This is a genomic window from Carbonatibacter coralli (assembly GCF_039592655.1).
GTDB lineage: Bacteria > Pseudomonadota > Alphaproteobacteria > Kiloniellales > Kiloniellaceae > Carbonatibacter > Carbonatibacter coralli.
In genome coordinates, this window is the sequence record NZ_JBBUTJ010000004.1 from 86,077 (window position 1) to 110,671 (window position 24,595).

General features: G+C 55.5%; 21 protein-coding genes. 9 read left to right on the forward strand and 12 right to left on the reverse strand.

Annotated elements, in window-relative coordinates; translation table 11 throughout:
• Positions 1–6: 6 nt before the first annotated feature.
• Together AAAH10_RS10975 and AAAH10_RS10980 are read right to left on the reverse strand one after the other, a co-directional pair.
• Positions 7–1,116 carry a mandelate racemase/muconate lactonizing enzyme family protein gene (locus AAAH10_RS10975; protein WP_343563459.1) on the reverse strand — a complete coding sequence of 370 codons (1,110 nt, stop codon included), beginning with the start codon at positions 1,114–1,116 and terminating at the stop codon, positions 7–9.
• A gap of 41 nt (positions 1,117–1,157) precedes the next feature.
• A complete protein-coding gene (locus AAAH10_RS10980) occupies positions 1,158–2,792 on the reverse strand; it encodes a GMC family oxidoreductase (protein ID WP_343563461.1) in 1,635 nt (544 codons plus the stop codon).
• A 194-nt stretch (positions 2,793–2,986) separates the two neighbouring features.
• Between AAAH10_RS10980 and AAAH10_RS10985 the strand changes: the two genes are divergently transcribed.
• The 4 genes from AAAH10_RS10985 to AAAH10_RS11000 all read left to right on the forward strand — a co-directional run bounded on the left by AAAH10_RS10985 (position 2,987) and on the right by AAAH10_RS11000 (position 7,473).
• Complete coding sequence (locus AAAH10_RS10985; RefSeq protein ID WP_343563463.1) at positions 2,987–3,877, forward strand: LysR substrate-binding domain-containing protein; 891 nt, start codon at positions 2,987–2,989, stop codon at positions 3,875–3,877.
• A gap of 138 nt (positions 3,878–4,015) precedes the next feature.
• A complete protein-coding gene (locus AAAH10_RS10990; protein ID WP_343563465.1) occupies positions 4,016–4,480 on the forward strand; it encodes a DUF6789 family protein in 465 nt (154 codons plus the stop codon).
• 137 nt (positions 4,481–4,617) lie between these two features.
• Positions 4,618–6,033 (forward strand): 2-oxoadipate dioxygenase/decarboxylase HglS, encoded by a 1,416-nt coding sequence (hglS, locus tag AAAH10_RS10995; RefSeq protein WP_343563467.1) that lies wholly within the window; start codon positions 4,618–4,620, stop codon positions 6,031–6,033.
• 15 nt (positions 6,034–6,048) lie between these two features.
• Positions 6,049–7,473 carry an FAD-binding oxidoreductase gene (locus AAAH10_RS11000; RefSeq protein WP_343563469.1) on the forward strand — a complete coding sequence of 475 codons (1,425 nt, stop codon included), beginning with the start codon at positions 6,049–6,051 and terminating at the stop codon, positions 7,471–7,473.
• A 45-nt stretch (positions 7,474–7,518) separates the two neighbouring features.
• On the opposite strand, the gene AAAH10_RS11005 is transcribed toward AAAH10_RS11000, so the two are convergent.
• The gene (locus tag AAAH10_RS11005; RefSeq protein WP_343563471.1) at positions 7,519–8,136 is read right to left on the reverse strand and encodes an SCO family protein; all 618 of its coding nucleotides are present in this window, start codon (positions 8,134–8,136) and stop codon (positions 7,519–7,521) included.
• 316 nt (positions 8,137–8,452) lie between these two features.
• On the opposite strand from AAAH10_RS11005, the gene AAAH10_RS11010 reads away from it, so the two are divergent.
• The 3 genes from AAAH10_RS11010 to AAAH10_RS11020 all read left to right on the forward strand — a co-directional run bounded on the left by AAAH10_RS11010 (position 8,453) and on the right by AAAH10_RS11020 (position 10,264).
• A complete protein-coding gene (locus tag AAAH10_RS11010; RefSeq protein WP_343563474.1) occupies positions 8,453–9,175 on the forward strand; it encodes an EI24 domain-containing protein in 723 nt (240 codons plus the stop codon).
• Positions 9,176–9,191: 16 nt separating this feature from the next.
• Positions 9,192–9,674 carry a hypothetical protein gene (locus tag AAAH10_RS11015; protein ID WP_343563476.1) on the forward strand — a complete coding sequence of 161 codons (483 nt, stop codon included), beginning with the start codon at positions 9,192–9,194 and terminating at the stop codon, positions 9,672–9,674.
• Positions 9,675–9,751: 77 nt separating this feature from the next.
• On the forward strand, positions 9,752–10,264 hold the full coding sequence (locus AAAH10_RS11020; RefSeq protein WP_343563478.1) for a DUF2244 domain-containing protein: 513 nt from the start codon (positions 9,752–9,754) through the stop codon (positions 10,262–10,264).
• A gap of 9 nt (positions 10,265–10,273) precedes the next feature.
• Here AAAH10_RS11020 and AAAH10_RS11025 read toward each other — a convergent pair whose 3' ends face one another.
• On the reverse strand, positions 10,274–11,167 hold the full coding sequence (locus AAAH10_RS11025) for a DUF1223 domain-containing protein (protein WP_343563480.1): 894 nt from the start codon (positions 11,165–11,167) through the stop codon (positions 10,274–10,276).
• 287 nt (positions 11,168–11,454) lie between these two features.
• On the opposite strand from AAAH10_RS11025, the gene AAAH10_RS11030 reads away from it, so the two are divergent.
• Positions 11,455–11,952 (forward strand): PAS domain-containing protein, encoded by a 498-nt coding sequence (locus AAAH10_RS11030; protein WP_343563482.1) that lies wholly within the window; start codon positions 11,455–11,457, stop codon positions 11,950–11,952.
• 34 nt (positions 11,953–11,986) lie between these two features.
• Here AAAH10_RS11030 and hemN read toward each other — a convergent pair whose 3' ends face one another.
• The 3 genes from hemN to nhaC form a co-directional block, all read right to left on the reverse strand.
• Positions 11,987–13,345, reverse strand: a complete 1,359-nt coding sequence (hemN, locus tag AAAH10_RS11035; protein WP_343563484.1) for an oxygen-independent coproporphyrinogen III oxidase — start codon at positions 13,343–13,345, stop codon at positions 11,987–11,989.
• 74 nt (positions 13,346–13,419) lie between these two features.
• Positions 13,420–14,895 (reverse strand): NAD-dependent succinate-semialdehyde dehydrogenase, encoded by a 1,476-nt coding sequence (locus tag AAAH10_RS11040; RefSeq protein WP_343563486.1) that lies wholly within the window; start codon positions 14,893–14,895, stop codon positions 13,420–13,422.
• Between the two features lie 175 nt (positions 14,896–15,070).
• Positions 15,071–16,537 (reverse strand): Na+/H+ antiporter NhaC, encoded by a 1,467-nt coding sequence (nhaC, locus tag AAAH10_RS11045; protein ID WP_343563488.1) that lies wholly within the window; start codon positions 16,535–16,537, stop codon positions 15,071–15,073.
• A 378-nt stretch (positions 16,538–16,915) separates the two neighbouring features.
• On the opposite strand from nhaC, the gene AAAH10_RS11050 reads away from it, so the two are divergent.
• Positions 16,916–18,172: a protoglobin domain-containing protein gene (locus AAAH10_RS11050; protein ID WP_343563491.1), complete on the forward strand. Its 1,257-nt coding sequence runs from the start codon at positions 16,916–16,918 to the stop codon at positions 18,170–18,172.
• Positions 18,173–18,247: 75 nt separating this feature from the next.
• On the opposite strand, the gene AAAH10_RS11055 is transcribed toward AAAH10_RS11050, so the two are convergent.
• The 5 genes from AAAH10_RS11055 to AAAH10_RS11075 all read right to left on the reverse strand — a co-directional run bounded on the left by AAAH10_RS11055 (position 18,248) and on the right by AAAH10_RS11075 (position 24,581).
• Complete coding sequence (locus tag AAAH10_RS11055; RefSeq protein ID WP_343563493.1) at positions 18,248–19,291, reverse strand: ABC transporter ATP-binding protein; 1,044 nt, start codon at positions 19,289–19,291, stop codon at positions 18,248–18,250.
• Positions 19,288–20,301 (reverse strand): ABC transporter ATP-binding protein, encoded by a 1,014-nt coding sequence (locus tag AAAH10_RS11060; protein WP_343563494.1) that lies wholly within the window; start codon positions 20,299–20,301, stop codon positions 19,288–19,290. The genes AAAH10_RS11055 and AAAH10_RS11060 overlap by 4 nt, the downstream gene beginning before the upstream one ends.
• A gap of 13 nt (positions 20,302–20,314) precedes the next feature.
• A complete protein-coding gene (locus AAAH10_RS11065) occupies positions 20,315–21,460 on the reverse strand; it encodes an ABC transporter permease (RefSeq protein ID WP_343563495.1) in 1,146 nt (381 codons plus the stop codon).
• Position 21,461: 1 nt separating this feature from the next.
• The gene (locus tag AAAH10_RS11070) at positions 21,462–22,457 is read right to left on the reverse strand and encodes an ABC transporter permease (RefSeq protein WP_343563497.1); all 996 of its coding nucleotides are present in this window, start codon (positions 22,455–22,457) and stop codon (positions 21,462–21,464) included.
• A gap of 117 nt (positions 22,458–22,574) precedes the next feature.
• Positions 22,575–24,581: an ABC transporter substrate-binding protein gene (locus AAAH10_RS11075; RefSeq protein WP_343563499.1), complete on the reverse strand. Its 2,007-nt coding sequence runs from the start codon at positions 24,579–24,581 to the stop codon at positions 22,575–22,577.
• Positions 24,582–24,595 lie beyond the last annotated feature (14 nt).

Here is a 24,595-nt window from a genome sequence, read left to right on the forward strand (position 1 = left end):
GACCCTTCACGCGGTGTATTCGCTGATTTGACAGGTGGAAAGAGCGAGCCATTCGGGGGAGATTTCCACTCCCCAGCCCGGGCGATCTGTAACAGTCGCCTTACCGTCCACTATATCGTAGGGACAATCGACAAAAAGGTCTTTTTGCCAGGGGTAGTAATCAAAGCCCTCGATTGAAAACTCGAGGTATTTCCCGGCATTGGGGATGGCGCGCAGCAGGTGCATGGTGAAGAGGGTCACCATGGAGAGATTGGCGCAGTGCGGTGTGACACTGTAGCCCTTTTCCGCTGCCATCTTTACGACCTCGAGTGTCAGGGCAATACCGCCCATATAAAGGATATCGGGCTGCACAATGTTGACGGCTCCCATGTCCATCATGCGTTCCCAGTGCTTGAGGTCCCAGTCCTGTTCACCTCCGGTCACGTCCAGGGACAGACCGTTGGTGACTTCACGGGTCTGTTCCATTTCCCAGTAGGGGCAGGGTTCTTCAAAGTGCTCGACGCCATTGGCTTCGAGAATCTGTCCCACCTCCAGTGCTCTTTTCGGACTGAAGCCCGAGTTGCCGTCAACAAGCAGGGCGACATCCGGCCCGAGTGCCTCGCGGATTGCCGGAACGATGGCTTCCGTGCGGCCGGGCCATTCGTCAATATCGTGACCGCATTCTGCACCCACGCGGAACTTGAAGGCATCATAGCCGTACCTGTCTTTCAGGGCCTTGAAGCGTTTGGCTTCCTCTTCCGGTGTGATGTCCCGGCGCATGGAGGATGCATAGGCGCGAAGAAGACCTGCCGTTCCACCCAGGAGTTCGGCAACAGGCTTTTCGGCCTGTTTCCCGCGCCAGTCCCAGATTGCGGTGTCCAGTCCCGACAGGGCACGACGGAGGTAGGACCCGGGATATTTGTGCTCTCTTTCGGGGATTTCCCGGACGAGTTTTTCCAGATCGTCTGTGTCCCGGCCAAGGGCCCAGGGCGCGATCTGGCGATGAAAGACCTGTGCAGTAATGTCGGCGTTGTAGGTTGAAAGCTGTCCCCAGCCCGTTGAGCCGTCTTCCGCTGTCAGGCGGATGAAGCCGACAAATTCGTTGCAGAAGCTCTCGAGTTTTGTAATCCGCGCCATGGCGATCTGTCCTGTCTCTTTTCAGGCTGCTGCTGTTGCAGTCAGGCTGTTTTCAAAATGCGTTCGGCTGCCTTGTGGGCGAGCATGATGGTCGGAGCGTTGGTGTTGCCGGATGTGATATTGGGGAAAACAGAGGCATCGACAACACGCAGCCCGTCAACACCGCGGACACGCAGGTCCGGGTCGACGACAGAGGCCTTTTCGTCTCCGCCCATGGCGCAGGTTGAAACAGGGTGGAAAACTGTCCCGCTGCGTTCCCTGAAATCATCAATGATGCCCTGTTCGTCGAGCTCCAGAAGGTTCGGGGGCATGGCTTCTCTGACAAGGGGGCGGATCGCCTCTGTGCCCATAAGCTTCCGGATGATCTCCGCACCGGCCAGAACGTCATCCAGATCCTGATTGGTGGAAAGCGAGTTCGGTTTGATCGCCGGGGCTGTGGCTGCATCTGCCGAGGTGATGTCAATCCGGCCGCGGGAGGTCGGTCGCGAAGGCTGGAAGGACGCAATGAAACCGGGGAAGGGGTCGGGATTGATGATGGGACGGCTGCCTTCCGGGGCTGTCGTGTAGGTCACCGGATTGAAATAAAGCTGCATGTCTGCCTGCCTGCCTGCATTGCGGGAGCGGACAAAGCCGCCGCACTGGTTTACACTCAGGCTGAGGGGACCCTTGCGCGTCAGGACATAGCGCATGCCCTGCAAGAGCTTGCCCCACCAGGGAGCAAGCTGGTTGTTCAGCGTTGGTTCGGTTGCCTTGTAATAGTAATTGATCCCGAGGTGATCCTGCAGGTTTCCACCCACGTTGCTGTTGTCGTGCAGCACGGGGATATCCAGCGATTGCAGCAGGGCTCCGGGACCAATGCCGGAGAGCTGGAGCAGCTTGGGGGAGTTTACAGCGCCACCACTGACAATCACTTCGCGTCTGGCCCGGAGGATTTTCCTCTGCCCCCTGTGGAGCACTTCAATGCCGACGGCACGCTTTCCCTCAAAGACAATGCGCTGGGCCATGGCTCCTGTCAGAAGATCAACATTCTGTCGTTTCAGGGCCGGGCGGAGAAAGGCATCTGCAGAAGAACAGCGCATGCCATTGTGCATGGTGATCTGATAGATGCCGACGCCTTCGGGGCTGTCGCCGTTGAAATCGTCTGTCCGGGGCAGTCCGATTTCCTGCGCGGCCTTGAAGTAGTAGCGGTTTGCTGTGTGAATGCGATTGCTGACATCGCTGACAGCCAGTGGACCTTCACCCCTGCAGGAACCGTCCGGAGCAATGCGCCGTTCGATTTTTTCGTATTCCGGGCGGACATCCTCCCAACCCCAGCCTGTCGCACCGGCGGCTTCCCAGTCATCGAAGTCTCCGGGCAGGCCGCGGCAATAGACCAGGGCGTTGAGAGAGCTGGAACCACCGATGACCTTGCCGCGCGGCCAGTAGGACCTGCGCCCGTTCAGGCCTTCATCCGGTTCTGTCGAGTATTTCCAGTTGACCCGCTCATCAAAATAGATGCGGCCGTAGCCAATGGGCATCTTGATCCAGGGATTGAGATCGCTGCCTCCGGCTTCCAGAACGAGGACAGAGTTCCGGCCATCCGCCGAGAGGCGTTCTGCCAGTACGCAACCGGCAGAACCGGCGCCAACAATGATAAAGTCAAAGGCATCCATTGCGTGAAAACTGTCCTGTTTCATTTCGAAAGCCGCTCCTGATCGGGAGGAGATCAGCTTTTGTGTCCCTGTCTTTCTGCTTCAGCGCCGGTTTTGATCCGGGGAAGAGCAGAATTGTGAAAAGTATCAGAGGAGACTTGCGAAAAAACAAACAAAGCAATATGGGGTTAAGGGTTAAATATTTTTGGCCTTATGTTGACGTGAGAAAGGTGCCCCTGGTGAAACACAAGCTTCCTCCCCTGAACTGGCTCCGGGCCTTTGAGGCGTCAGCACGCCATAACAGTTTTGCGGCTGCGGCCCAGGAACTGCATCTGACATCGGCGGCAATCAGCTATCAGGTCCGTTCGCTGGAGGAGTATCTGGGGTTCAAGCTCTTTGATCGCCTGCCGCGCGGAATTCGCCTGACTGATATCGGCGGAGCCTATCTGCCCTCGTTGCGCAAGGCCTTCGATGATATCTCCATGTCAACCATGGGGCTTTTTGGCGGGGATGAAAAACGCACCCTTACAGTGCGCCTGCCGATTTCCTATGGTTCTTTCTGTATTCTTCCCAGACTGAAAGAGTTCCGGGACCAGCATCCCCATATTGATCTGCGCGTTTTCTCATCGGTCTGGGCGGACAGGGTATCCGAGGAAGCGGTTGATCTGGAGGTCCGTTACGGGGACGGGAAGTGGCAGGGCTGGTCGGCGGATCGTCTCGATCACACCCATTCCGTTGTGGTCAGTGCCACACCCAGACCGGAAGGACAGAGCGAGCGTGAATACCTGCTGGAACAGGCAGAGCAGGGGGTTGTCCAGGTCATGGGGTGCGAGGACCTCTGGACCCGGATGCTCCGGCTTTATGATCTGAGTGGCGTAGATGTCAAGGTCGGAACAATTGCCGACAATTCCTATGTCGCGCTTGAGATGGCGATGAACGGGATGGGAACCACTCTGGTCGCGGAATCCTTTGCGCGACGCTATCTGGAAAGCGGGGTTCTGGTCAGGGCAGTGGAACAGGAACTGGATGTGGAACAGGCGCACTATGTCCTGATTCCGGAAGGGACCGAGATGGCGAAGCCCGAGGCCCTGCTGTTCCGCGAATGGCTGCTTGCGAATTTCAGGGTCTGAGTGCAGTGATCACAGAGTTATGAACCGGAGTTTATGGATGAGTGATTTTCAATAACCTGAAGGAATACTTAAGTCCTGATCAGGAGGCGATGCCTGTATCGCACTCTCGCAAAACGAAATGATTTAAGGGCTTTTACAATGTTATCTGCACTTCGTACCGATGTGATGCGCAACTGGGTGCCGTTTGCCTTTGCAACGACCACAGCATCCATTGTTCTTGAAATCTTCGCGCGGTCTTTTGCCCGGATCATTACCGGGGGCGGACCGATGGAGCCGGCTGCACTTCTGATGTCTCTGCTGGTACTGGGCAAGGACTTGCGCTGGTTTGCCGAGCTGCTTCATTATGGAATTGGCCTTGTCGCCTTTCCTGTTGGTTTCATTATCCTTTTCCGGGCTTCTCCGCTCCGGTCCATGCCGGCGGCCCTTCAGGGGGTGATCTATGGTGTGGCACTCTGGTTTGTGGCACTGGGCATCATGGCTCCGCTGGCGGGCATTCCCTTCATGCTCAACTTTGCCAATCTGACCTGGGCATCCCTGATTGCGCATGTGGCCTATACCCTGGTGTTGGCCCTGATGATCCATCGTATGGCAGATCGTGCGTAAGTCATTCCCAAAACTCATGCGGGAATGAGAAGGTATCGCTTGCGAAAATGGTCTGTGTCATCCTAAATCTACTGTAAAGGCGGGGCTCCTGTTCGGGAGCCCCGTTTCCGACAGGATGCCTCAGGAAGGATAAGGCCATGACTTCAACGCACAGAATTGAAGCAGATCAGGACGGGTTTGCCCCGAAGAACGAAATCCGCGCAGCATTTTCCCGCGCCATGTCTGCGATGTACAGGGATGAGGTTCCGGCCTATGGAGAGCTGGTTGATCTCGTTGAGGACGTCAACAAACAGGCGCTGGCTGTTGATCCCCTTTTGAAGGACCAGCTTGATCACACGGACGGTCTGGCGCGGATCACAGAGGAGCGCCACGGAGCCATCCGTCTGGGCACGGCTGAAGAGCTTTTCACAATGCGTCGCCTCTTTGCCGTGATGGGCATGAGTCCTGTCGGTTATTATGATCTGTCTGTTGCGGGAATTCCTGTTCACTCCACGGCTTTCCGCCCTGTTGAAGAGACGGACCTGAATGTGAACCCTTTCCGCGTTTTCTGTTCCCTGCTGCGTCTGGAACTGATCGAGGATGAAGCGCTGCGTGCTGAAGCTGCTGGTGTTCTGGCCGGGCGTGACATCTACACAGCGAAATGCCGTGAACTGATTGCCAGCGCAGAGGAAAAGGGTGGTCTGACACCTGAAGAGGCTGAGGGCTTTGTGCGAGAAGCGCTGGAGACATTCCGCTGGCACCGTGATGCCAATGTGAGCGCGCAGCTTTACCAGCGTTTGCATGACGAGCACCGTCTGATCGCGGATATTGTTTCCTTCAAGGGACCGCATATCAATCACCTGACACCCCGGACGCTGGACATTGATGCTGTCCAGGCTGGCATGCCAAAGCGCGGCATTGATCCCAAGGCCGTGATCGAGGGGCCACCCCTGCGCAAATGTCCCATTCTTCTGCGTCAGACCTCTTTCAAGGCGCTTGAGGAGGCTGTGGCCTTTCCTTCGGATGCAGGGTCTGATGAAGGCACGCACACGGCCCGTTTTGGTGAAATCGAGCAGCGCGGTGTTGCCGTGACCAGAAAAGGCCGCGAGCTTTATGACGAACTGCTGGACAAGGCGCGTGCCGGTGTGCGTGAAGGCAAGGGGAGTTACGGGGAGCTGCTGAAAGACAGTTTTGCGTCTTTCCCGGATAGCTATGAGGACCTGCGGGCACAGGATCTGGCCTGGTTCCGGTATTCCCTCACGGAAAAGGGACAGAAGGCGGCGGCTGAAGGCCAGGCTGTCTCCAGCGATATTGCTGCTCTTCTCCAGGCTGGGCTGGTCCGTTTTGATCCGATCATCTATGAGGATTTCCTGCCTGTGTCTGCTGCCGGTATCTTCCGCTCAAACCTTGGGGATGGCGCACAGGAGGTTGTTTATACAACGCCGAATCAGGAAAGCTTTGAAGCGGCGCTCGGGGCTTCTGTCCAGGATGAAATGGCGCTCTATTCCCGTTTGCAGCAGGAATCAATCGAAAGCTGCCAGCAGGCCTTTGGCGGTGCTGTTGCGGCGGAATAGGGAGTGGGCGAACGGATGCTGAACGCTCAACAACGCGAGAGCCTGTCGGCGCTTCTGGGACCGAAAGGCTTTCTTCTTCCCGAAGATCACGATCTTGCCGCCTATGAAACCTGTGTGCGTTATGGACAGGGAAAGGCTGCTTTTGTTCTCAGGCCGGAAACATCGCAGCAGCTGTCCCGGGCCATTGCCCTGTGTCACGAAGCTGCTGTAACGCTGATCCCGCAGTCCGGAAACACCGGGCTGGTGGGAGCTTCCGTGCCGGATCAGTCCGGTGTGCAGGGGGTTCTGAGCCTTGACCATCTCAAGGGAGAGATCGCTTTTGATCCGGACAATCGTTCGGTGACAGTTGGCGCAGGTGTCCGTCTGTCGGAACTGAATGCCTGTCTTGAGCCGCTGGGATTTTCCTTCCCGATTGATCTGGGGGCCGATCCGGCTGTGGGTGGAATGCTGGCCACCAATACCGGCGGAGCCCGTTTCCTTCGTTACGGGGATGTGCGCCAGAACACTCTGGGGCTTGAGGTCGTTCTCTATGATGAGCAGGGCACGCAGCTGAACTTCATGAAAGGCCTGCGCAAGGACAACACCGGAGTGGACTGGAAGCAGCTTTTTATCGGAACGGGTGGGGCTTTCGGTGTCATCACCCGGGCTGTTCTGAATGTCGAACCGCTGGCAAGGGATCAGGCGGCTGCTCTGATTGTTCCAAGGGACGACAAGGCGGTTTCTGAAATCCTGCTAGCGCTGGAAAGTCGCTGTGGTCCGCTCTTGACCGCTTTCGAGGGCATGTCCAGAGAGGCCATGCTCTGTGCCTATGATCATGTACCTTCCCTGCGCAATCCCTTTGCTGGCGGGGATGTTCCGGAGATGGCCCTGCTGGTTGAGCTCAGTCAGAGCTGGGAAACAATGGAAGGGGAGCAACCTCTTTCCGGACGCCTGGAAACCGTGCTGGGAGATATCTGGTCGTTTGAGAGTGAACCTCTTGTCGATGCACTGGTTGGCTCTGTTCACGACATGTGGTCGCTGCGTCATGCCCTGTCAGAAGGGGTCAAGCACGCGGGGCAAATCGTTCCCTTCGATGTTTCCTTTACGCGCAGGGAACTCATGACGTTCCGTTCTGCAATGGCAGAAGAGCTGCCCCGGGAATTCCCGGGTGTCCGGATTTGTGACTTCGGCCATATCGGCGACGGCGGATTGCATTTTAATCTTGTCATTCCGCAGGACCATCAGGGTTACAGGGACAGTTCCTTTGTCGAAAGGCTCCGCGCCTGGGTTATCGTGCAGGTTGTTGAACGCTTCAACGGCAGCTTTTCAGCCGAGCATGCCGTCGGGCGCAGCAATCAGGCCTTCTATGATCGCTACACACCGCAAAAGCTGAAACAGATGTCTGAAGAGCTGAAGAAAATGACGTCTCCCGATCCGCTCGGGGCTGTCACGCTGTCATGAAAAAGGAGGCCCCGGGCCTCCTTTTCTTTGTTGTGCCGGTCAGCTTTATCCCAGCAGTTCGCGGATTTTGCTGGCGATCGCATCGGCTTGTGTGCCATGGGCAAAATGCTGCACATAGGTTCCATCCGGCCCCATCAGATAGGTGATGGAGGAGTGATCAACCAGATAGTCACTGGCTTCAGAGCTTTCCGCCTTTTGATAGAAAACGCGGTAGGACTTGGCCGCAGCCCGCACATCTTCCGGAGAACCGGTCAGGCCCACCATGCCGGGATAGAAGTGGCTGACATAGGCAGCAACTTCCTCGACCTGGTCGCGCTCGGGATCAACTGTGATGAAAACAGGGGTGATCTGTTCCGCGATCGCCGGATCGGTCTTTTCAAGGTTGTCGAGTGCCTGGGACATCAGGGCAAGCGAGGTCGGGCAGACATCCGGGCAATAGGTGTAGCCGAAATAGATCAGCATGTATTTGCCCTTGAAATCTTCCTGTGTCATGCGCTGACCCTCGTGACTGGTCAGCTCGAAGGGGCCGCCGATCAGGGCTGTCCCCGATCCGGACGTGCCTTGTGAGTCATTCTTGAAAAGGTAAAGGCCTGCTGCGCCGCCAATGGCGACCATCAGGCCGAAACCGAGAACCAGCAGGAGGCGATTGAAAGTTTTATCCATTCTGAGAGTCCTGTTGTCCTGTCCTGTTTGGATCGTTTCTGTGAGTAAATGTGCCTGTATTTTGGTCTGTTCAGCAAGGGGTAAAATCAAGGCGCCTCTGTAATGTGGATATTTTTTCGCCAAAGTGAATATTTTACATGACCTTGAGATTCTTCAGCATTTTTTGTTTGAAGGATGGTTCATTGGTTGCCTCTTGCCCTTGCAATCCGCTTTGGAAACACCTAATCAAAGACCAGTAGAGAGTCATGATCCATGTGGTTTTTTGTCTCAAGAGCCAATATCGGGGCTTCAGGTTGAACGAAGAGGATTGAACAGGATGTTTTCTGCACTGGTAAAAGCTGTCGAACAGACACTGGATCCGGCCTTTCGCAAGGTATTTGTCAAATCGCTTCTTCTGTCGCTTGTGACCTTTGTTATCCTCTGGGTTGGAACAGGCTTTGTCTTTTCTGACAACAGCGGCTTTATCGAGAGCTTCATGCCGTCATGGCTGGCGGACTGGATGCCGGACTGGATCTATGCCCTGACAGGTGTGGCACTTGTGGTCTTTGTCAGCTTTATCCTGTTTCCGGCGGTTATGATTGCCGTTATGGCCTTCTTCCTTGAGGACATTGCCAGTGCCGTGGAGCGCAAGCATTACCCCGTGCGAACCGCCGGGCGGGAGCAGCCCGTGGCGGAGGTTCTGATCTCTGCCCTTCAGTTTCTGGGGCTGACACTGGCTGTAAACCTCCTGGCTCTGCCATTTTATATCATGGCCATTTTTATTCCCGGTTTGAGTCTCGTGCTCTACTACCTGATCAATGGCTATCTCTTCGGACGGGAATACTTCGAGATGATTGCCCTGCGCCGGATGGGGCACGGAGAGATGAAAATGAACCATTCAAAACTCAGCGGTCCGGCTTTCCGCACCGGTATGCTGGGCGCCTTTCTCTTTACAATCCCGCTGGTCAACCTGTTGACGCCACTCTGGATGACGGCAGTCATGCTGCACCGCTACGAGGGCTGGCGGGAGCAGGGCAAACTGACTGAAAGCCAGAGCTGATTGAAGGGTTCGGCGCATGTTGAGTTCCCTGACCTTTCCGTTTCGTGCTGGCCTGTCTGTCGGGCTCCTGGCTGTTCTGGCTGCCTGTGGCTCTGCCCCGGATCAGACGAAACCTGTTGCGGATATTCCTGCTGCTGAAACAGAGCAGCTGGAGCCTGAAACTCTTGAGAAACAGGAAGCCGAAAGAGAAACGGACAGGCCTGAACAGCCGGAACTGCCTGATTTTGATCTGAAGCCCGAGAGTTACAGGGGTCTGGACCCCGCCGAAATTCGCGACGTTTTGGGTTCTGCTGTTCTGGAGCGCTCCGAACCCCCGGGACTGCTGTTGCAGTTTCATGCAGAGGACTGCGTATTGGATGTGGTTTTCTATGATGGACTTTCAAGCTATCTGGAAGCCAGGGACCGGGCGGTTAAAAAAGTGAAGCTGGAAGAGTGCCTCAAAGCCCTTTTGACAGCCGAATATCTCCGAAAGAATGCTGTGCAACCAGCCAGCCGGTGAGGCCCTGAAAGCGAACCGACAGCTCTTTTGTTCCGTAAACTGTGCTATAGTGCCCGTGGAACAGGATGGAAGAGAGAATGTCACAGCAGGGCGGTGATGAAAGGACAAGGCAGATCACTTCTGTGCCTATGGTGGCGCAGGAACCCGGCTTTGATCTGATTCTGACGCCTCATCGCAGCTTTTCCGATCCGATTCTGAACAGGGTCTTGCTGATTGTCTCAGCCGTTGCCCTGACGGGAAGTGTTATCCTGTTTTCCCTTGGAGCCTGGCCTATTGTCGGTTTTCTTGGTGTGGACGTCCTGCTGCTCTGGTGGGCCTTTCGTGCGAGTTCCCGTTCTGCGCTGAGACAGGAGCGTCTGACACTGAGGGATCATCAGCTGCTTTTTTCCAGACGGGATCACTGGGGAAAAACAAGGGAATGGCTTTTTCAGCCGGTCTGGTCGCGCTGGGAATTTTCCGGTCAGGAAGAGGATTCCAGGCTCAAACTGTCAATGGGGGGCATGACTGTCTCTGTGGGAACCTTCCTGTCCCACCAGGAACGCAAAGAGCTTTACAGAACGGTTTCTGACGCTCTGCATCACTACCGTTAAAGAGAAAAATCAGGGATTGAGTGCTGTTACATCCGGGCTGTTTTCCCAGAGGGATGCGCCAAGGATCGGGCCTGTCTCTCCCTGCTGGAGGATAAGGGCAAAACCCTGATCAACCCCCGAGCCTTCGATTTCAGGGAAGGTGAAATTGATTTCGGGATCGGTACCGTTCCAGACGGTGACGGGGAGCCAGTGACGCACAACATGATTGTTGATTGAAAGCTTGCCGGCGTTCTCTCCTCTTCTGATCTGGGTTTCGTGGCTCTGGTCATAAACCGCGAGCCACAAAACGGCCTGGGAGACGGAGACCTGCTCGTCCCGGGGCTTCAGCTCAATGCGCAGGTCTGAACCGACAGGCAGGGGACCTGTCATGGATTTCATGCGGAGTTGAACCGGATTGGGCGTGCTGGCAGCCTTTTGCACTTCGCTGAGCACCTGTGCACGTCGCGAACCGACAAGCTCTTCCTGACCGTCAATGACCATTTGCGGTGTGTAAATGTAGCGCAGATCCAGTGTGCTGGCGTAATCCCGCTGACGCTCTGTGGCCTCCGGGCGGGCGAAGGGGTCTTTCCAGCCAATGTAGTCCCAGTAATCAACATGGTGGGCCAGAGCGATCACACCGGGCTGTTCCGCAAGCTGGTTCAGCAGGGCTTCGGCAGGGGGGCAGGAGCTGCAGCCCTGTGAAGTGAAGAGTTCGACGACAACAGGTGAGACAAAGCCGATTTCTGTTGTACTGGCTCTGGCAATCTGCCCGTCGGCCAGCTTTTGTTCCAGCCTGGCCTTCTCCTCGCTGGGGAGCCCCATGAACATTTCCATGGCTTCCTTTGCCAGAATAAGGCCACAGGTGAAGAGAGCGACAATGAGCACGCCCCACAGCAGGGATTTCTGTTCGGTTAAAAAGGTCATGTGAGTGTGTCTACACTTTGTAACAGTTGACAGGGCAAGGTCCGTCCACCGCCCTTTGTGTCTTTTTTCAAGTATGGAAGGCAGGCCTGCTCAACACCACTCACATTGGTGTCATTTCTGTGTGACGCTTGCTGTAAAAGTGTGCAACCGGATGGGGTTGTTTGGGGAAAGTGAAATAAAAATATTAAAAAATAAGACCTTAGAGGATTTTAGGGGATGATTTTCGTTAAAAAGTATGTAAACTTTTCAGAAAAAGAAAAAGCAGAACCTAAAAAGGGGGGCTTTCCATGCCAGACGAGCTCGACTCGACGTTCCATGAGGAGCGTGGTCTTGAATTGGCTTGTGCAGCAGATAACACGGAATTTGCTGATGAACGGCTCGGGCAGCTGTTCAACTGGTGGCAAGGGAATCGCGGTGATTTCCTTCCTTTGCGATCCGCTTTTGACATTGTCCAGTTCAAAAGCCTGGTGCCCAACATCTTTCTGTTCAAAAGAAAGGGGCCCTCTGATTACGAGTGGATTCTGCAGGGCGAGGAAGTGATTGCACTCTTTGGAAAAACAACGAAGCTGTCGGATCTGGATGAGCGCCGACAGGGCGAGGTTGACCAGCTGTTTCACTATTATGATACCGTGCTGGAACGCAAGGCCTGCTTTGTGAACAATGGCAATCTGAACTACGTGAACAAGCCCTCGCTCAGCTTCCAGTCCATCGATTGTCCGATCAGCAGTGATGGCACCCATGCCGATATGATCATCGGTATCATTGCGGCCTGGAGCCCCGAGTGAAAAAAGCGGAGCTGGTCAGCTCCGCTTTCGCATCTCAGACAGCCTTTGAGTAGCTGCGCTTCACCGTGTCGTGATAGGCATCAAAGACAGCGCAGACGGCCCGGACCAGAGCCCGCCCGCCGGGTTGCATTTCGACAACGCCGTCTTTCACAGACACAATCGAGTCTGCGATCATGGGGTGAAGTTCCTGACACTCCTGATCAAAATGATTGGCCGGAACGCCATGCCGGGCACAGATTTCCTTCAGGTCGGCACTCTGGAAGCACATGAGCTTCTCGATAACCTCACCTCTCAGGCGGTCTTCTGCTGAAAGAGGAATGAATTTACCCATGGGGAGCCGGCCTTCGGAAATGTCTGATTTGTAAAGGTTGATGGGAACCTTGTTCTGGATGATGGCCTGGGGAAGCGCGCTGATGGAGGACGCACCCAGGCCGATCAGGTGTTCTGCCCTGTCACTGGTGTAGCCCTGAAAGTTTCTGCGCAGGGTGCCGTTTTTCAGGGCGAGCGACAGGCTGTCATCAGGTTTTGCAAAGTGATCCAGCCCGATCTGGATGTAGCCGGCATCTGTGAGGCGTTTTGCTGCGGCATCCTGCTGGGCAAAGCGTTCAAAGAAATCCGGAAGGGTCTCTTCCGGGATCAGGCGCTGGTGGGCCTTGAACTTCGGCATGTGGGCATAACCGAAAAGGGCGAGTCGGTCCGGGGCCATTTCCAGAACGGCGTCGACTGTTTCTGTCACACTTTCGACAGTCTGGTGAGGCAGGCCGTAGATCAGATCCATGTTGATTGCATTCACGCCGCCATCGCGCAGGGTGTCCACAACGTCACGTGTCTGTTCCATGGTCTGAATGCGGTTTATGGTGCGCTGAACGAGCGGGTTGATGTCCTGCACGCCAAGGCTGGCCCGGTTGATGCCTGCCCTGATCCAGCTTTGAAGATGCTCGCGCGGGAGGTCCCGCGGATCGATCTCCAGGGCCAGCTCTGCATCCTCTGTGAAGGTGAAGAATCTCTGAAGATCCTCAAAGAGGTCTGTGACCTCTTCCCCTGTCAGGATTGTGGGGCTGCCGCCACCGAAGTGAAGATGGCGAACAGGGCGCCTGTCTGTATGGGCATCCAGATGACCTCCGACAAGCCTGATCTCCTGCCGGAGAACCTTCAGGTAGTCCGAGACAGGTTTGTGCTGTTGCGTGATCTTAGTATGACAGCCGCAGAACCAGCAGAGGCTGTCACAGAAAGGAACGTGAATGTAGAGAGAAAGAGGAGCGTCGGCTGGCAGTTTTTCGAGCCAGTCAATGTGGTCCTCCTCGCTCAATCCGTCCTGAAAGAGATGTGCCGTTGGGTAGCTCGTATAGCGAGGAACCCCGCGGTCATATTTGAGTATGGTGTCCGTCTTCATAACGGGGAGACTAGTCCCCGCAGGGACGGACTGCCATGACTCAGATCAAGACTGTTTTTCCCCTTCGGGAAAAATCAGAGGCTCATGCAGATGTATTTCATTTCCAGATAGTCCTCGGTGCCGTGGCGGGAGCCTTCACGGCCCAGCCCGGACTGCTTGATGCCACCGAAGGGGGCGACCTCGGTGGAAATCAGGCCTGTGTTGACACCGACCATTCCGTATTCGAGGGCCTCTGCCACCCGGTAGACCCGGGACAGGTCGTTTGCGTAGAAATAGGAGGCCAGACCGAAGATTGTATCGTTCGCCTGCCGGATGACATCCTCTTCGTCCTCGAATTTGAAGAGGGGGGCCACCGGGCCGAAGGTTTCATCGCTGGAAACCATCATTTCGCGGGTAACGCCGGTCAGAACGGTCGGTTCAAAGAAGGTTCCGCCCAGATCGGCATGGCGTTTCCCACCCAGCTTTACGCTGGCTCCTTTGGAAACAGCATCCGCGATATGTTCCTCGACCTTGTGGACGGCTTCCTCGGAAATCAGGGGGCCTGTTGTGACACCTTCTTCAAGGCCGTCGCCCAGTTTCATTTCGGCAATAGCCCTTGCCAGTTTTTCAGCAAAGGCATCATAGACACCGGCCTGAACATAGATGCGGTTTGCGCAGACGCAGGTTTGCCCGTTGTTGCGGTATTTGGAAATCATTGCGCCCTCGACAGCCTTGTCCAGATCGGCATCGTCAAAGACAATAAAGGGAGCATTGCCGCCCAGTTCCAGAGAAAGCTTCATGATCTGGTCAGCCCCCTGACGCATCAGGATGCGACCGACTTCGGTTGATCCTGTAAAGGTCAGCTTGCGCACGGTCGGATTGGAGCAGAACTCCTGCCCGATTGCCGCGGATTTCGAGGAGGTGATGACATTGAAAATCCCTGCGGGAACACCCGCTTCCTCTGCCAGCTTAGCCATCGCAAGGGCGGACAGTGGCGTGTTTTCGGCAGGACGGGCAACGAAGGCACAGCCGACAGCCAGGGCAGGGGCAACCTTGCGGGCAATCATGGCATTGGGGAAATTCCATGGTGTGATCGAGGCCACGACACCGATGGGCTGCCTGATCACAGTGATGCGCTTGTCGGCCTGATGCCCGGGAATGGTCTCCCCGTAAACGCGTTTGGCTTCTTCGGCAAACCATTCGATGAAGCTGGCGCCGTAAAGGATCTCGCCTCTGGCTTCTGCAAAAGGTTTGCCCATCTCCGCAGTCAGGATTGTGCCGAGATCATCGGCGTTTGCGACCATCAGATCATGCCAGCGGCGCAAAACGGCAGAGCGTTCCTTGCCAGTTCTGGCAGCCCAGTCCTTTTGGGCCAGACGGGCCGCCTCGATGGCGTTGCGTGTTTCCTCGACTCCCAGATCGGCCACATCAACCAGAACATCACCGCGGGCAGGATTGTGCACGGGGAATGTTGTACCATCCCCGGCGTCGATCCACTGGCCGTTCACATAGGCTCTGGAGCAGAGAAGTTCGGGGCGGTTCAGTCTGGATGAAAGATCTGTAGAGGTCATGGCCGGATCCTGTTCTGGAAGCTGTTTTGGGCTTTTGTTGAGAGCATCGGGGTGCCGTTCTGATTTGATAGCAGTTAAGCACCTTTGGCGTGAAGCGATAAAGTGCCCTGAGCCCATGAAAAAAGGCGCAATCCCCGGAAAGTGATCGCGCCTTTTCTGTCAGGATCGAAAGGGTTTACTTCCGGTCGCTCAGACCCGTTTCGAAGATTTCCTCACCCTTTTCGTGCCACTGGGCGACTTCCTCTTCGCTGGCTTTCGGGCTGAACTTGCCCAGCAGCGCGTAGACGATACCCAGCAGCGGGGAGATCCAGCAGGCAAAGGCGAGCGGGATGTACCACAGGTTTTCCAGATTGGTGCCGTCAACAATGCCGAGGCCCAGTGCCGAGATGACAAAGGCGCCCCCGACGTTCCAGGGGATCAGCGGGGAGATCAGTGTGCCCCCTTCCTCCAGTGCGCGGGAGAGGTTCTTTGTTGAATAGCGAATGCCGCGATATGCCGGGGCGAACATGCGGCCTGGCAGGGTGATGGACAGATAGACATCACCGGAAATAGCATTGGTCAGAATGGAACTGAAGGTGGAGAAAATCTGCAGACCGGCAAAGCTGCGGATGCCGGAGACAATCACCTGCAGGATCACCTGCAGACATTTGGTGCGTTCCAGTGCGCCGCCCAGTCCCAGTGCGAAGAGGACGAGGGTGATCAGCCAGGTCATGGACATGACACCGCCGCGGTTGAGCAGGCTGTCGAGTTCGGAAACAGAGGTTTCAATCTTGTAGCCGCTGTGCGCATAGGTCCAGATGTCGTGGAGGCCAACACCCTGGAAGAGGGCAATCAGGCCACCGAGAACGACGCCTGCAAACAGGGAGGGGATGGCAGGCATCTTGCGCACGGCAAGAACAATGACAAGGAGCAGCGGCAGAAGTGTCACAGGTGAAATGTTGAAGTTTTCTTCCAGACCTGTGGTCATTCCGGCAATCTTTTCGGAACTCAATGCGCCTTCGCCGGCAACCGAAAAACCGGCAACAACATAGATTGCAAGGGCAATCAGCATGGCCGGAATGGTTGTTGGCAGCAGGTTGCGGATGTGATCGAAAAGATCAACGCCGGAAACCGCCGGAGCCAGGTTTGTTGTATCGGACAGAGGCGAGATCTTGTCGCCAAAAAAGGCACCGGAAACGACGGCACCCGCTGTCCAGTAGGCGGGAATGTCAAATCCGCTGCCAATCCCCATCAGTGCCAGTCCGACGGTTCCAACTGTTCCCCAGGAGGTCCCGAGGGAAACGGAAACGAATGCACAAAGCAGCATGGCTGTGGCGAGGAAAAAGGCGGGGTCAATCAGGCCCAGTCCATAGTAGATCATGGAAGGAACGGTGCCGGATGCAATCCAGACACCAACGGCCATGCCGACGATCAGGAGAATGGAAACGGAAGGAAGGGCAACGGAGATAACGTGGAAGATTCCTTCCTGGATGTCCTGCCATTTGTAACCGTGAAGATAGCCGACAATTCCTGTGACCGTGATGCCCATGACGATGGGAATGTGGGGGGTGAAATCACCAAAGTAAAAGAGCTGAACAATCAGAAAGGCGAGTGTTGCCAGAATGGGCAGCAACGCCATTGGCAGGCTGGGAGTGCGTTCCATGTTTTTTACGTCCATGTATTTGTCTTATTGAACTGTTTCAGTGCAGTTTATGCACAATTCCTTTGCCAATAGCACAATCGTTTCCCCGAGGAAATATCCAATGGGCTGTCCGGGGCCTCTGCGCTTTGGCAAGGCCGTTACCCGGGCTGTTTCGGTGAGGGTCTGTTCAAGTCGTGAGCGCCGCGATTTCAGATTCCAGAAAGGTTTGAAAGTGGTTTTGGTTCTGTTCTGAAGTTGTTGGAATTCTGTTTCCGGTAAAGGGTTTGATGTAGCTGTTCTTTTATTTTTCAATCATAAATAAATTCCATTTAACATTAATTCATTGTTTAATAGGCTATGTATAAAAATTAAAAACCGGGGTTATCCAAGATGTCAGGAATGGAAAATACACGGAATATCGATGTTAACAGAAGAGTACAGTTCACGCGTATTACGGATGAAGACAGGGCTGCTCTTGTTGCTCTTCATCCTTTGATTGCATCCGCTCTGGATCAGGTTCTCGATCTGTTTTACGAGCATGTCCTGTCCGAGCCGACGCTGAAGGCCTTTTTCGAGGACCCTGCTGTTTTGAAACATGCCAGGGAGCGTCAGAAGATCCACTGGCTGGATCGGGTCTTTTCCGGAAAGTTTGATCAGGACTATGTAAAGTCGATCCGTGCGATTGGTATGGCCCATGCGCGGATCGGTCTGAACCCGCGCTGGTATATCGGGGGGTACTGCTTTGTTTCCAACAGACTGATGAACCTGATACTGGAACACTATCCCGATCCGGCTGAATCGGGGCGCTTTGTGGAGGCCGTCAACAAGGCTGTCTTTCTGGATATGGACCTTGCCATATCAGTCTACATTGATGCGGCCAACGACAAGGTTCAGGAAACGATGAACCGCCATGCAGAGAGTTTCGAGAACGAAGTGAAGGTTGTCGTCGACGGCGTGGCCTCTGCGGCGACCGAACTGCAGGCAACCTCCCAGACCATGGCAGCTTCGGCAGAGGAGACCTCTGTTCAGGCGGAAACAGTCTCGACGGCTGCGGAACAGGCTGCGGCTTCTGTTGAGGCGATACAGCGTCAAACCCATCAGGCCGAGGAGGTTTCAGGCCGGGCGGCCAGGTCCGTCGAGCATTCCAAGGGAACAATGGAGAGCTTGACACAGGCCGCAGAGCAGATTGGTTCGTTCAGCAAAACCATTCACGATATCGCCCGTCAGACCAATCTGCTGGCCCTGAATGCCACCATTGAAGCAGCCCGTGCAGGGGAAGCCGGCAAGGGCTTTGCCGTGGTGGCAACCGAAGTGAAATCCCTTGCGCAGAAAACAGCGGCAGCGACCGAGGACATTGCCCGCCAGATTGACGCAATCCGTGATGCCAGTGGCAACGCCAGCCATGCGATTGACGCGATGGGTGAGGCCATTGGCGAGGTTGGATCGGTTATGACTGAAGTGGCCAACAAAATGACAGCGCAGGCCGAAAACATTCAGCATGTTTCCGAAAACATCGCTGGTGTGAAGGAAGCGTCCCAGCAAAGCGGACAGGCCGCACTGGACACACAGGGAGCCTCCGACGAACTGGCAAAGCAGTCCAATTACCTGACCCGGCAGGTTGACGGTTTCCTCGACAAGGTCAGGGCGAAAGGGTGATTTTGACCTGTCCTGAAGTCTGTGAAATCCGGACAGTAAAAAGGCAGGGACTGTCCCTGCCTTTTTGTATCCTGTTCAGGCCTTGAAGCGTTCAACAATCTGTTCTGCATAGTGGCAGGCGACATTGTGTCCCTCGCCAAAGCTGCGCAGGTCCGGCTCTTCCATGCGGCACCGTTCTGTGACCATGGGGCAACGGGTGTTGAAGCGGCACCCCTGTGGCAGGTTTGCCGGGTTCGGGATCTCTCCTGTCAGGCGTTCGGGTTCGAATTCCGCATCGGGATCCGGACGCGGAACAGCTGAAAGCAGGGCGCGTGTGTAGGGGTGGCGCGGACGATAGAAAATCTCCTCGGTTGGCCCGATCTCGACAATCTTGCCGACATACATCACGGCAACGCGGTCCGAGATGTGAGCCACCACAGACAGGTCGTGTGCAATAAAGAGGAAGGTGATGTTCAGCTCTTTTTGCAGGTCCTGCAGCAGATTGATGATCTCGGCCTGAATGGAGACATCAAGGGCGGCAACAGACTCATCGCAGACCACGAATTCCGGGCGTCCGACCAGGGCTCTGGCAATGCAGATCCGCTGGCGCTGCCCTCCGGAGAAGGCATGGGGGAAACGGCGGAGGTGTTCGAGGTTCAGCTTGCACAGGGCTGCTGTCTCGCGAACGCGCTCGTCGATCTGTTCCTTGCTCAGGCCTTCGATGTTGTTGGCTTCCAGAGGCTCGGCGATGATGTCGCGCACCGTCATCCGCGGGTTCAGGGACGCATAGGGGTCCTGGAAAATCATCTGCATGTGCCTGCGGAATTTCTGCAGGTTTTTGCCTTCCAGCGTGATCAGGTTGACCGGTCCGTCGCCAGTGTGGAACGTGGCTTCACCCCCTGTGGGTCTGTAGGCCCGCAAAAGCGCACGACCAACCGTCGTCTTGCCTGATCCTGATTCGCCTACAAGGCCAAGGGTTTCGCCGCGATTGATGTCAAAGGACACACTGTCGACGGCCTTGACGAACATTTCGCTGCCGCCAAAGAGACCTTTCTTGCCAATGGGGAAGTAAAGCTGGAGATCCTCGACCTCGATCAGCTTTTCGTTGCGCGGGCTCTCCTGTTGTTCAGCGAGACTCATGATGCGGCCTCCTGTTGGGTCAGCAGGTGACAGCTGACTTCGTGTTTGTCTGTAAGCTGTGTCGGTGCCGGCATCGAGCTTGCGCAAAGCCCGGATATTGCTTGCGGGCAACGCGTGTGAAAGGGGCAGCCGGTGGGGCGTTCAAGGGGGCTGGGAATGTCTCCGCCGACAGGGGAGAGCCGGTCCTCCAGATGGTCCACGTTCGGAAGTGCTTTCAGCAAACCCTGTGTGTAGGGATGCTGAGGGTTCTTGAGAACTTCCTTTGTGCTGCCATATTCAACAACCTTGCCCAGATACATAACGGCAATGTCGTGGGCAACCTGTGACACAACACCGAGATCATGGGTGATAAAGATGATCGACATCTCCAGCTCCTGCTGGAGTGAGCGCATCAGATCGAGAACCTGGGCCTGAATTGTGACATCCAGTGCCGTGGTTGGTTCATCCGCGATCAGGACATTCGGGTTGGTGGACAGGGCCAGGGCGATCATGGCGCGCTGACGCATTCCGCCCGAGAGTTCCCCAGGGTACTGGTCAATCCGCTGTTCCGGGCTGGAGATGCCGACCTTGCGCAGCATCTCTATTGCCAGTTCGCGAGCCTGTTTCTTGCTGGCATCGCGATGGAGGCGTATGGCTTCCACCATCTGGTTGCCAATGGTGTAAACCGGGGAAAAGGACGCCATGGGCTCCTGAAAGATCATGCCGATCTCTCCACCGCGGATATCGCGGATTTTCCGGCTGTTGGGCTTCAGGCTCAGAACATCGGTCTGCGTGCCGTCCTGCTCGGTGAGGACAATGCGTGATCCCGCACCGATCCTGATGTTCCTTGCGTTGAGCTGGACAGCGCAGCGCGTCGAGACCGACTTGCCGGAACCGGACTCTCCGACCAGACCGAGGGTCCGGCCCTTTTCGAGTTTGAAAGAGACGCCGTCGAGAACCTTGATCATGCCTTCATCGGTTTTGAAGGAAACGTCGAGGTTTTCAAACGACAGAATGGTTTCTGCAGTCATCATCATTTCCTTCCTATTTGTCCGCAACCTGATAGGGGTCGGCAGCATCACGCAAACCGTCGCCCAGGATGGTAAAGGCCAGAACCGCCACCACGACAAAGGCGGCCGGAATGAACAGCCACGGAGCCTGTTCGATTGCGCGCACGTTCTGGCCTTCCTGCAGCAGGATGCCCCAGGACACGGACGGCGGACGCAGGCCCAGGCCAATGAAACTGAGAGCCGTTTCGCTCAGGATGATGTAGGGGAAGGAGATCACGAGATCGACAATGATGTAGCTGGTGAAAGAAGGCAGCATGTGTTTGGAGATCACACGGTAGGGCGAAGCTCCGGACAGTTCTGCTGCCAGCACATAATCTTCATGGCGCTGGGACAGCAGGTGCCCCCGGATGCGTCGTGCCAGGGTCGGCCAGCCCAGAAAACCGAAGATGATGGTCATGGCAAAGTAGACCTGAATGTTTGTCCACTCGGGCGGGAAGGCTGCCGAAATCCCCATGTAAAGCGGGATGATGGGGATCACCCGGATGATTTCTGTACCCCGCTGGATGGTGTAGTCCGTCCAGCCGCCGTAGTAACCCGCAATGCCGCCAATCACGAGCGCCAGCACAAAGGAAAGCATCACGCCGATGAAGCCGACAGACAGGGATGTTCTTGACGCATAGAGAACCCGGGAGAAGACATCCCGTCCCAGATCATCGGTACCAAAGAGGTGGATCTTTGCCTTGGGATCATCCAGCGCGAAGAGGCGCAGATCCGATTTGAACAGTCCGAAGAAATCGTAGTCTTCGCCGGTGTGGGCAAAAAACTCGAGGTAGATACGTGTCTCCGGATCAGGTTTGGCAATCAGGCGCAGTGTCACCGGATCACGCTTTGTGGTGACGCCGTGAACAAAGGGCCGCAGGGAGAAGCCGTTGTGATCCCAGAACTGCGGAATTTGCGGAGCGGAATAGACCTGCTTGCTGTCGCGTGTGGTCGGGCCATAGGGGGCAAAGAACTCTGCAAAGACGCCGGTGATGATCATGGTGAGCAGAACAATGGCTCCTACCATGGCGGCCTTGTGGCGTCGGAAACGCCACCAGATCAGTTGCCACTGGGAGGCCGTGTAGTATTTCACAGCATCCTGTTGTTTCCTGGTTTCGTTCGTCATTTCGCTTGTGCTCATCTTAACCTCCCTGCAGCTTGATGCGAGGATCGACCAGAGCCAGAAGCAGGTCAGATACGAAGTTCATAACGACGATAAAGAAGGTCAGCATCAGCAGGATTGCGCCTGCGACATTCATATCGAGGTCAAGATAGGACTTGATCAGAAGCTCGCCCAGTTCAGGCAGGCTGAGAACAAGGGCGACGATCGGGAGCTCGGAGAAAATACGGTTCACATCAAAGCCGATGGTGGAGATGACCGGATTGATTGCCAGACGGGCCGGGTACTTGAGAAGCAGCCGTTTTTCCGGAACACCGCGTGCGCGTGCAGCTGTGACCGAGAGCTTGTTCAGCTCATCCAGCATTGTCGAGCGGACAGTCTGCAACTGAAGCGCTGTTGCAGACCAGGCCAGTACAATGGCCGGAACAATCAGGTGTGCCAGCAGGTCCGTGAATTTGCCCCAGCTCCAGGGCTGCCCGACATATTCCTCGGAAAAGAGACCGCCGACCGAGGTGTCAAAAATGGTCACGGAAATGTAGAGCATGATCAGGGCCAGCAGGAAGTTTGGCAGGGCCAGCCCGAGATAGGAAAACACAGTCAGGGAATAATCAGGGAGAGAGTGTCGCCGGACTGCGGCGTATATGGCTATGGGGATGGCCAGTATATAGGTCAGGATCAGGGTGGAGTAGAGAATGGCCAGTGTCAGCCACAGCCTGTCGCCGATCACCTTGTTAACGGTGGTTTCATAGGCAAAAGCCTGACCGAAGTCGAAATCGGTCACGATATTTGTGATCCAGTTGAAGTAACGTTCCGGTGCGGGTCTGTCCAGCCCGAACTTGACACGAACGTTCTGGATGTCAGCTTCAGTAATGGCTATGCCCGAACCGGAAGCCTTGCGAAACATGTAGCGTTCCGCATAGTCACCGGGTGGCAGTTCCATGATGGCGAAAACCATAACAGAAACAGCCAGCATCGTCAGGATCATTCCGCCGATGCGATGAACCAGAAATGACAGCACTGCTCTCTCCTCGCAGTTTTTTGTAGTTTTTTTAACCTGCCCTGCTTGTGCAATGGCATGCCGGGAACCCAGATTGATTCCCGGCATGGCCCTGTCAGATGATTTTATGAAAACGGATCAGTTTTCAATGTACCACTGAGATGGACGGAACGGGTAAGTGCGGTAGTAATCATACGTCGCGGCAGAGAACAGCGGGATGTTCTTGACGCGGTTGTGTTTGATCACCGGAGCAGAAACGTTGCCGATTACGCCCATACGGATGAAGTTGCGGTTGTGGATTGCGGCAAGCTCCTGTCCAAGCTCTTCGTTTTCCGCAGTGCCGGGGGCCTTTTGCAGGAACTGGTCGGTCAGGTCCCACAGCTTTTTGATGTCGGCAGGTGGCTCGACACCTTCTGTGCCGCCACTTTGTTTCCACTGTGCCCAGCCAACTCCTGTGACAGGCTCAAAGTAGTCCCCGAATGGCGGGACAATGTTTTCACTGGACTGGAAGACAGCTGTGTAGGACTTGCTGGCACCGTTCCATGTGGCGATATCAAGGGCATTGTTGTTGCCCAGTTCACGGTATTCGTCAGAAGTAACCTCCTTCAGATCAACGCGAACGCCAATGTCACCCCAGTAACCGGCAGCCAGTTCGTGCATGCGCACCGGAGCACCCTGGTTGGAGTAGATCACGCGAACGATCAGGGTGTCACCGTTTTTCAGATCGCGCAGGCCGTCGCCGTTCCGGTCAACCAGATCTAGCTCGTCCAGAATGGCCTTGGCTTTTTCCGGATCGTAATCGATTGCAAAACGGCTGAGGTCCTCATCGATGAAGTCTGCTGTCAGAGGTTCGAACAGGGAGCTCATCATCGGCTCACCCTGAGCCAGATAGACCAGTTCGTTGATCTCTTCGCGGTTCAGCGCAATGGACATGGCTTCGGAGAACTTCGGATTTGCGAAGAACTCACGCTTGTTCTCGTCTTCAATTGTGGTGTTGAAGGAGTAGTAGCTGCCTGTACCCAGACCCGGGGAAAGCTCTACGGTGTAGTTGCCGTTGCCTTCGTTCTCCTTGTAGTAGGAGAAATCTTCAAGGAACAGGGCCTGTGCCTTGTAGTCCACTTCGCCGTTTGCGATTTTCAGGTTGCGGACTTCCTTGTCCGGAACATAGCGCTCATCGATGAAGTCAATGTAGGGCAGTTGGTTGCCGGCTGTATCAACCTGGAAGAAGTAGGGGTTTGCCTTGAGCTTGCGCCCCTCGGACGTTTCCTCGATCAGGATGTGGGATTCCAGTGTCGGAACAACAACGGTGTCTGTGCCTTTCAGCAGCGGGGACGGGACGTCTTTCCAGTCGGAGGCACCGTAGTAGTTGTTGACCATTGCGGCCCAGTTCTCGAAGCCTTTTTCCGTGGCCAGCTTGTCGGCGTCCGGATTGTAGGTTGCGTGCATCTTCTCGAAGAAGTGTTTGGGCTGGAACGGCTGCGCAAAGGTGGAGGCCAGCTTGACCGTCAGGCTTGGTGCAGGAACCGGGAAGTTGAAGACAACAGTTGTCGCATCCGGTGTTTCAACCTTCATCGGCTTGCCGTCGAACAGCCATGCGGATGGAGTTTCCGGGAAGATGTTCTTGTTCAGTATCAGGTCGTTGTACCAGAAGGCAACATCTGCGGATGTGAAAGGCTCGCCGTCAGACCACTTGTGGCCTTCACGCAGTTTGAAGGTCAGCTTTGTAAAGTCGTCGTTGTATTCCCAGGACTTCGCAATGTTTGGAACAATTGTCTGAAGGTCATCGGAATAGCGGACAAGGTTGACGTGGCGCACGGAGAGCAGGTCGGATGTGCCGGCTTCCGTTGCGTTGGACAGACCGCGCAGGGTTCCGCCGTACTGGCCGCAATCATCGTATGGCAGGACGACCAGCGCTTCAGCAGGGATACGATCGGCTGCTGCCGGCAGGTTCTCGCCGTCAAACAGAGGATTGCCCTTGATTTCCAGCGCTTTGTAATCTGTCAGATCCAGCTGCTGGGGAAAGGCGGTATCAACACCCATCGGGTCGTTAACGGTCGGGCAGCTTGCTGCATGGGCAGCAGGCGAAAAGCCCATTGTCATCGCAAGTGCGGATGCACCTGCAATCAGGGTCAGTTTGGTTTTCATGTCAACAGCCTCCT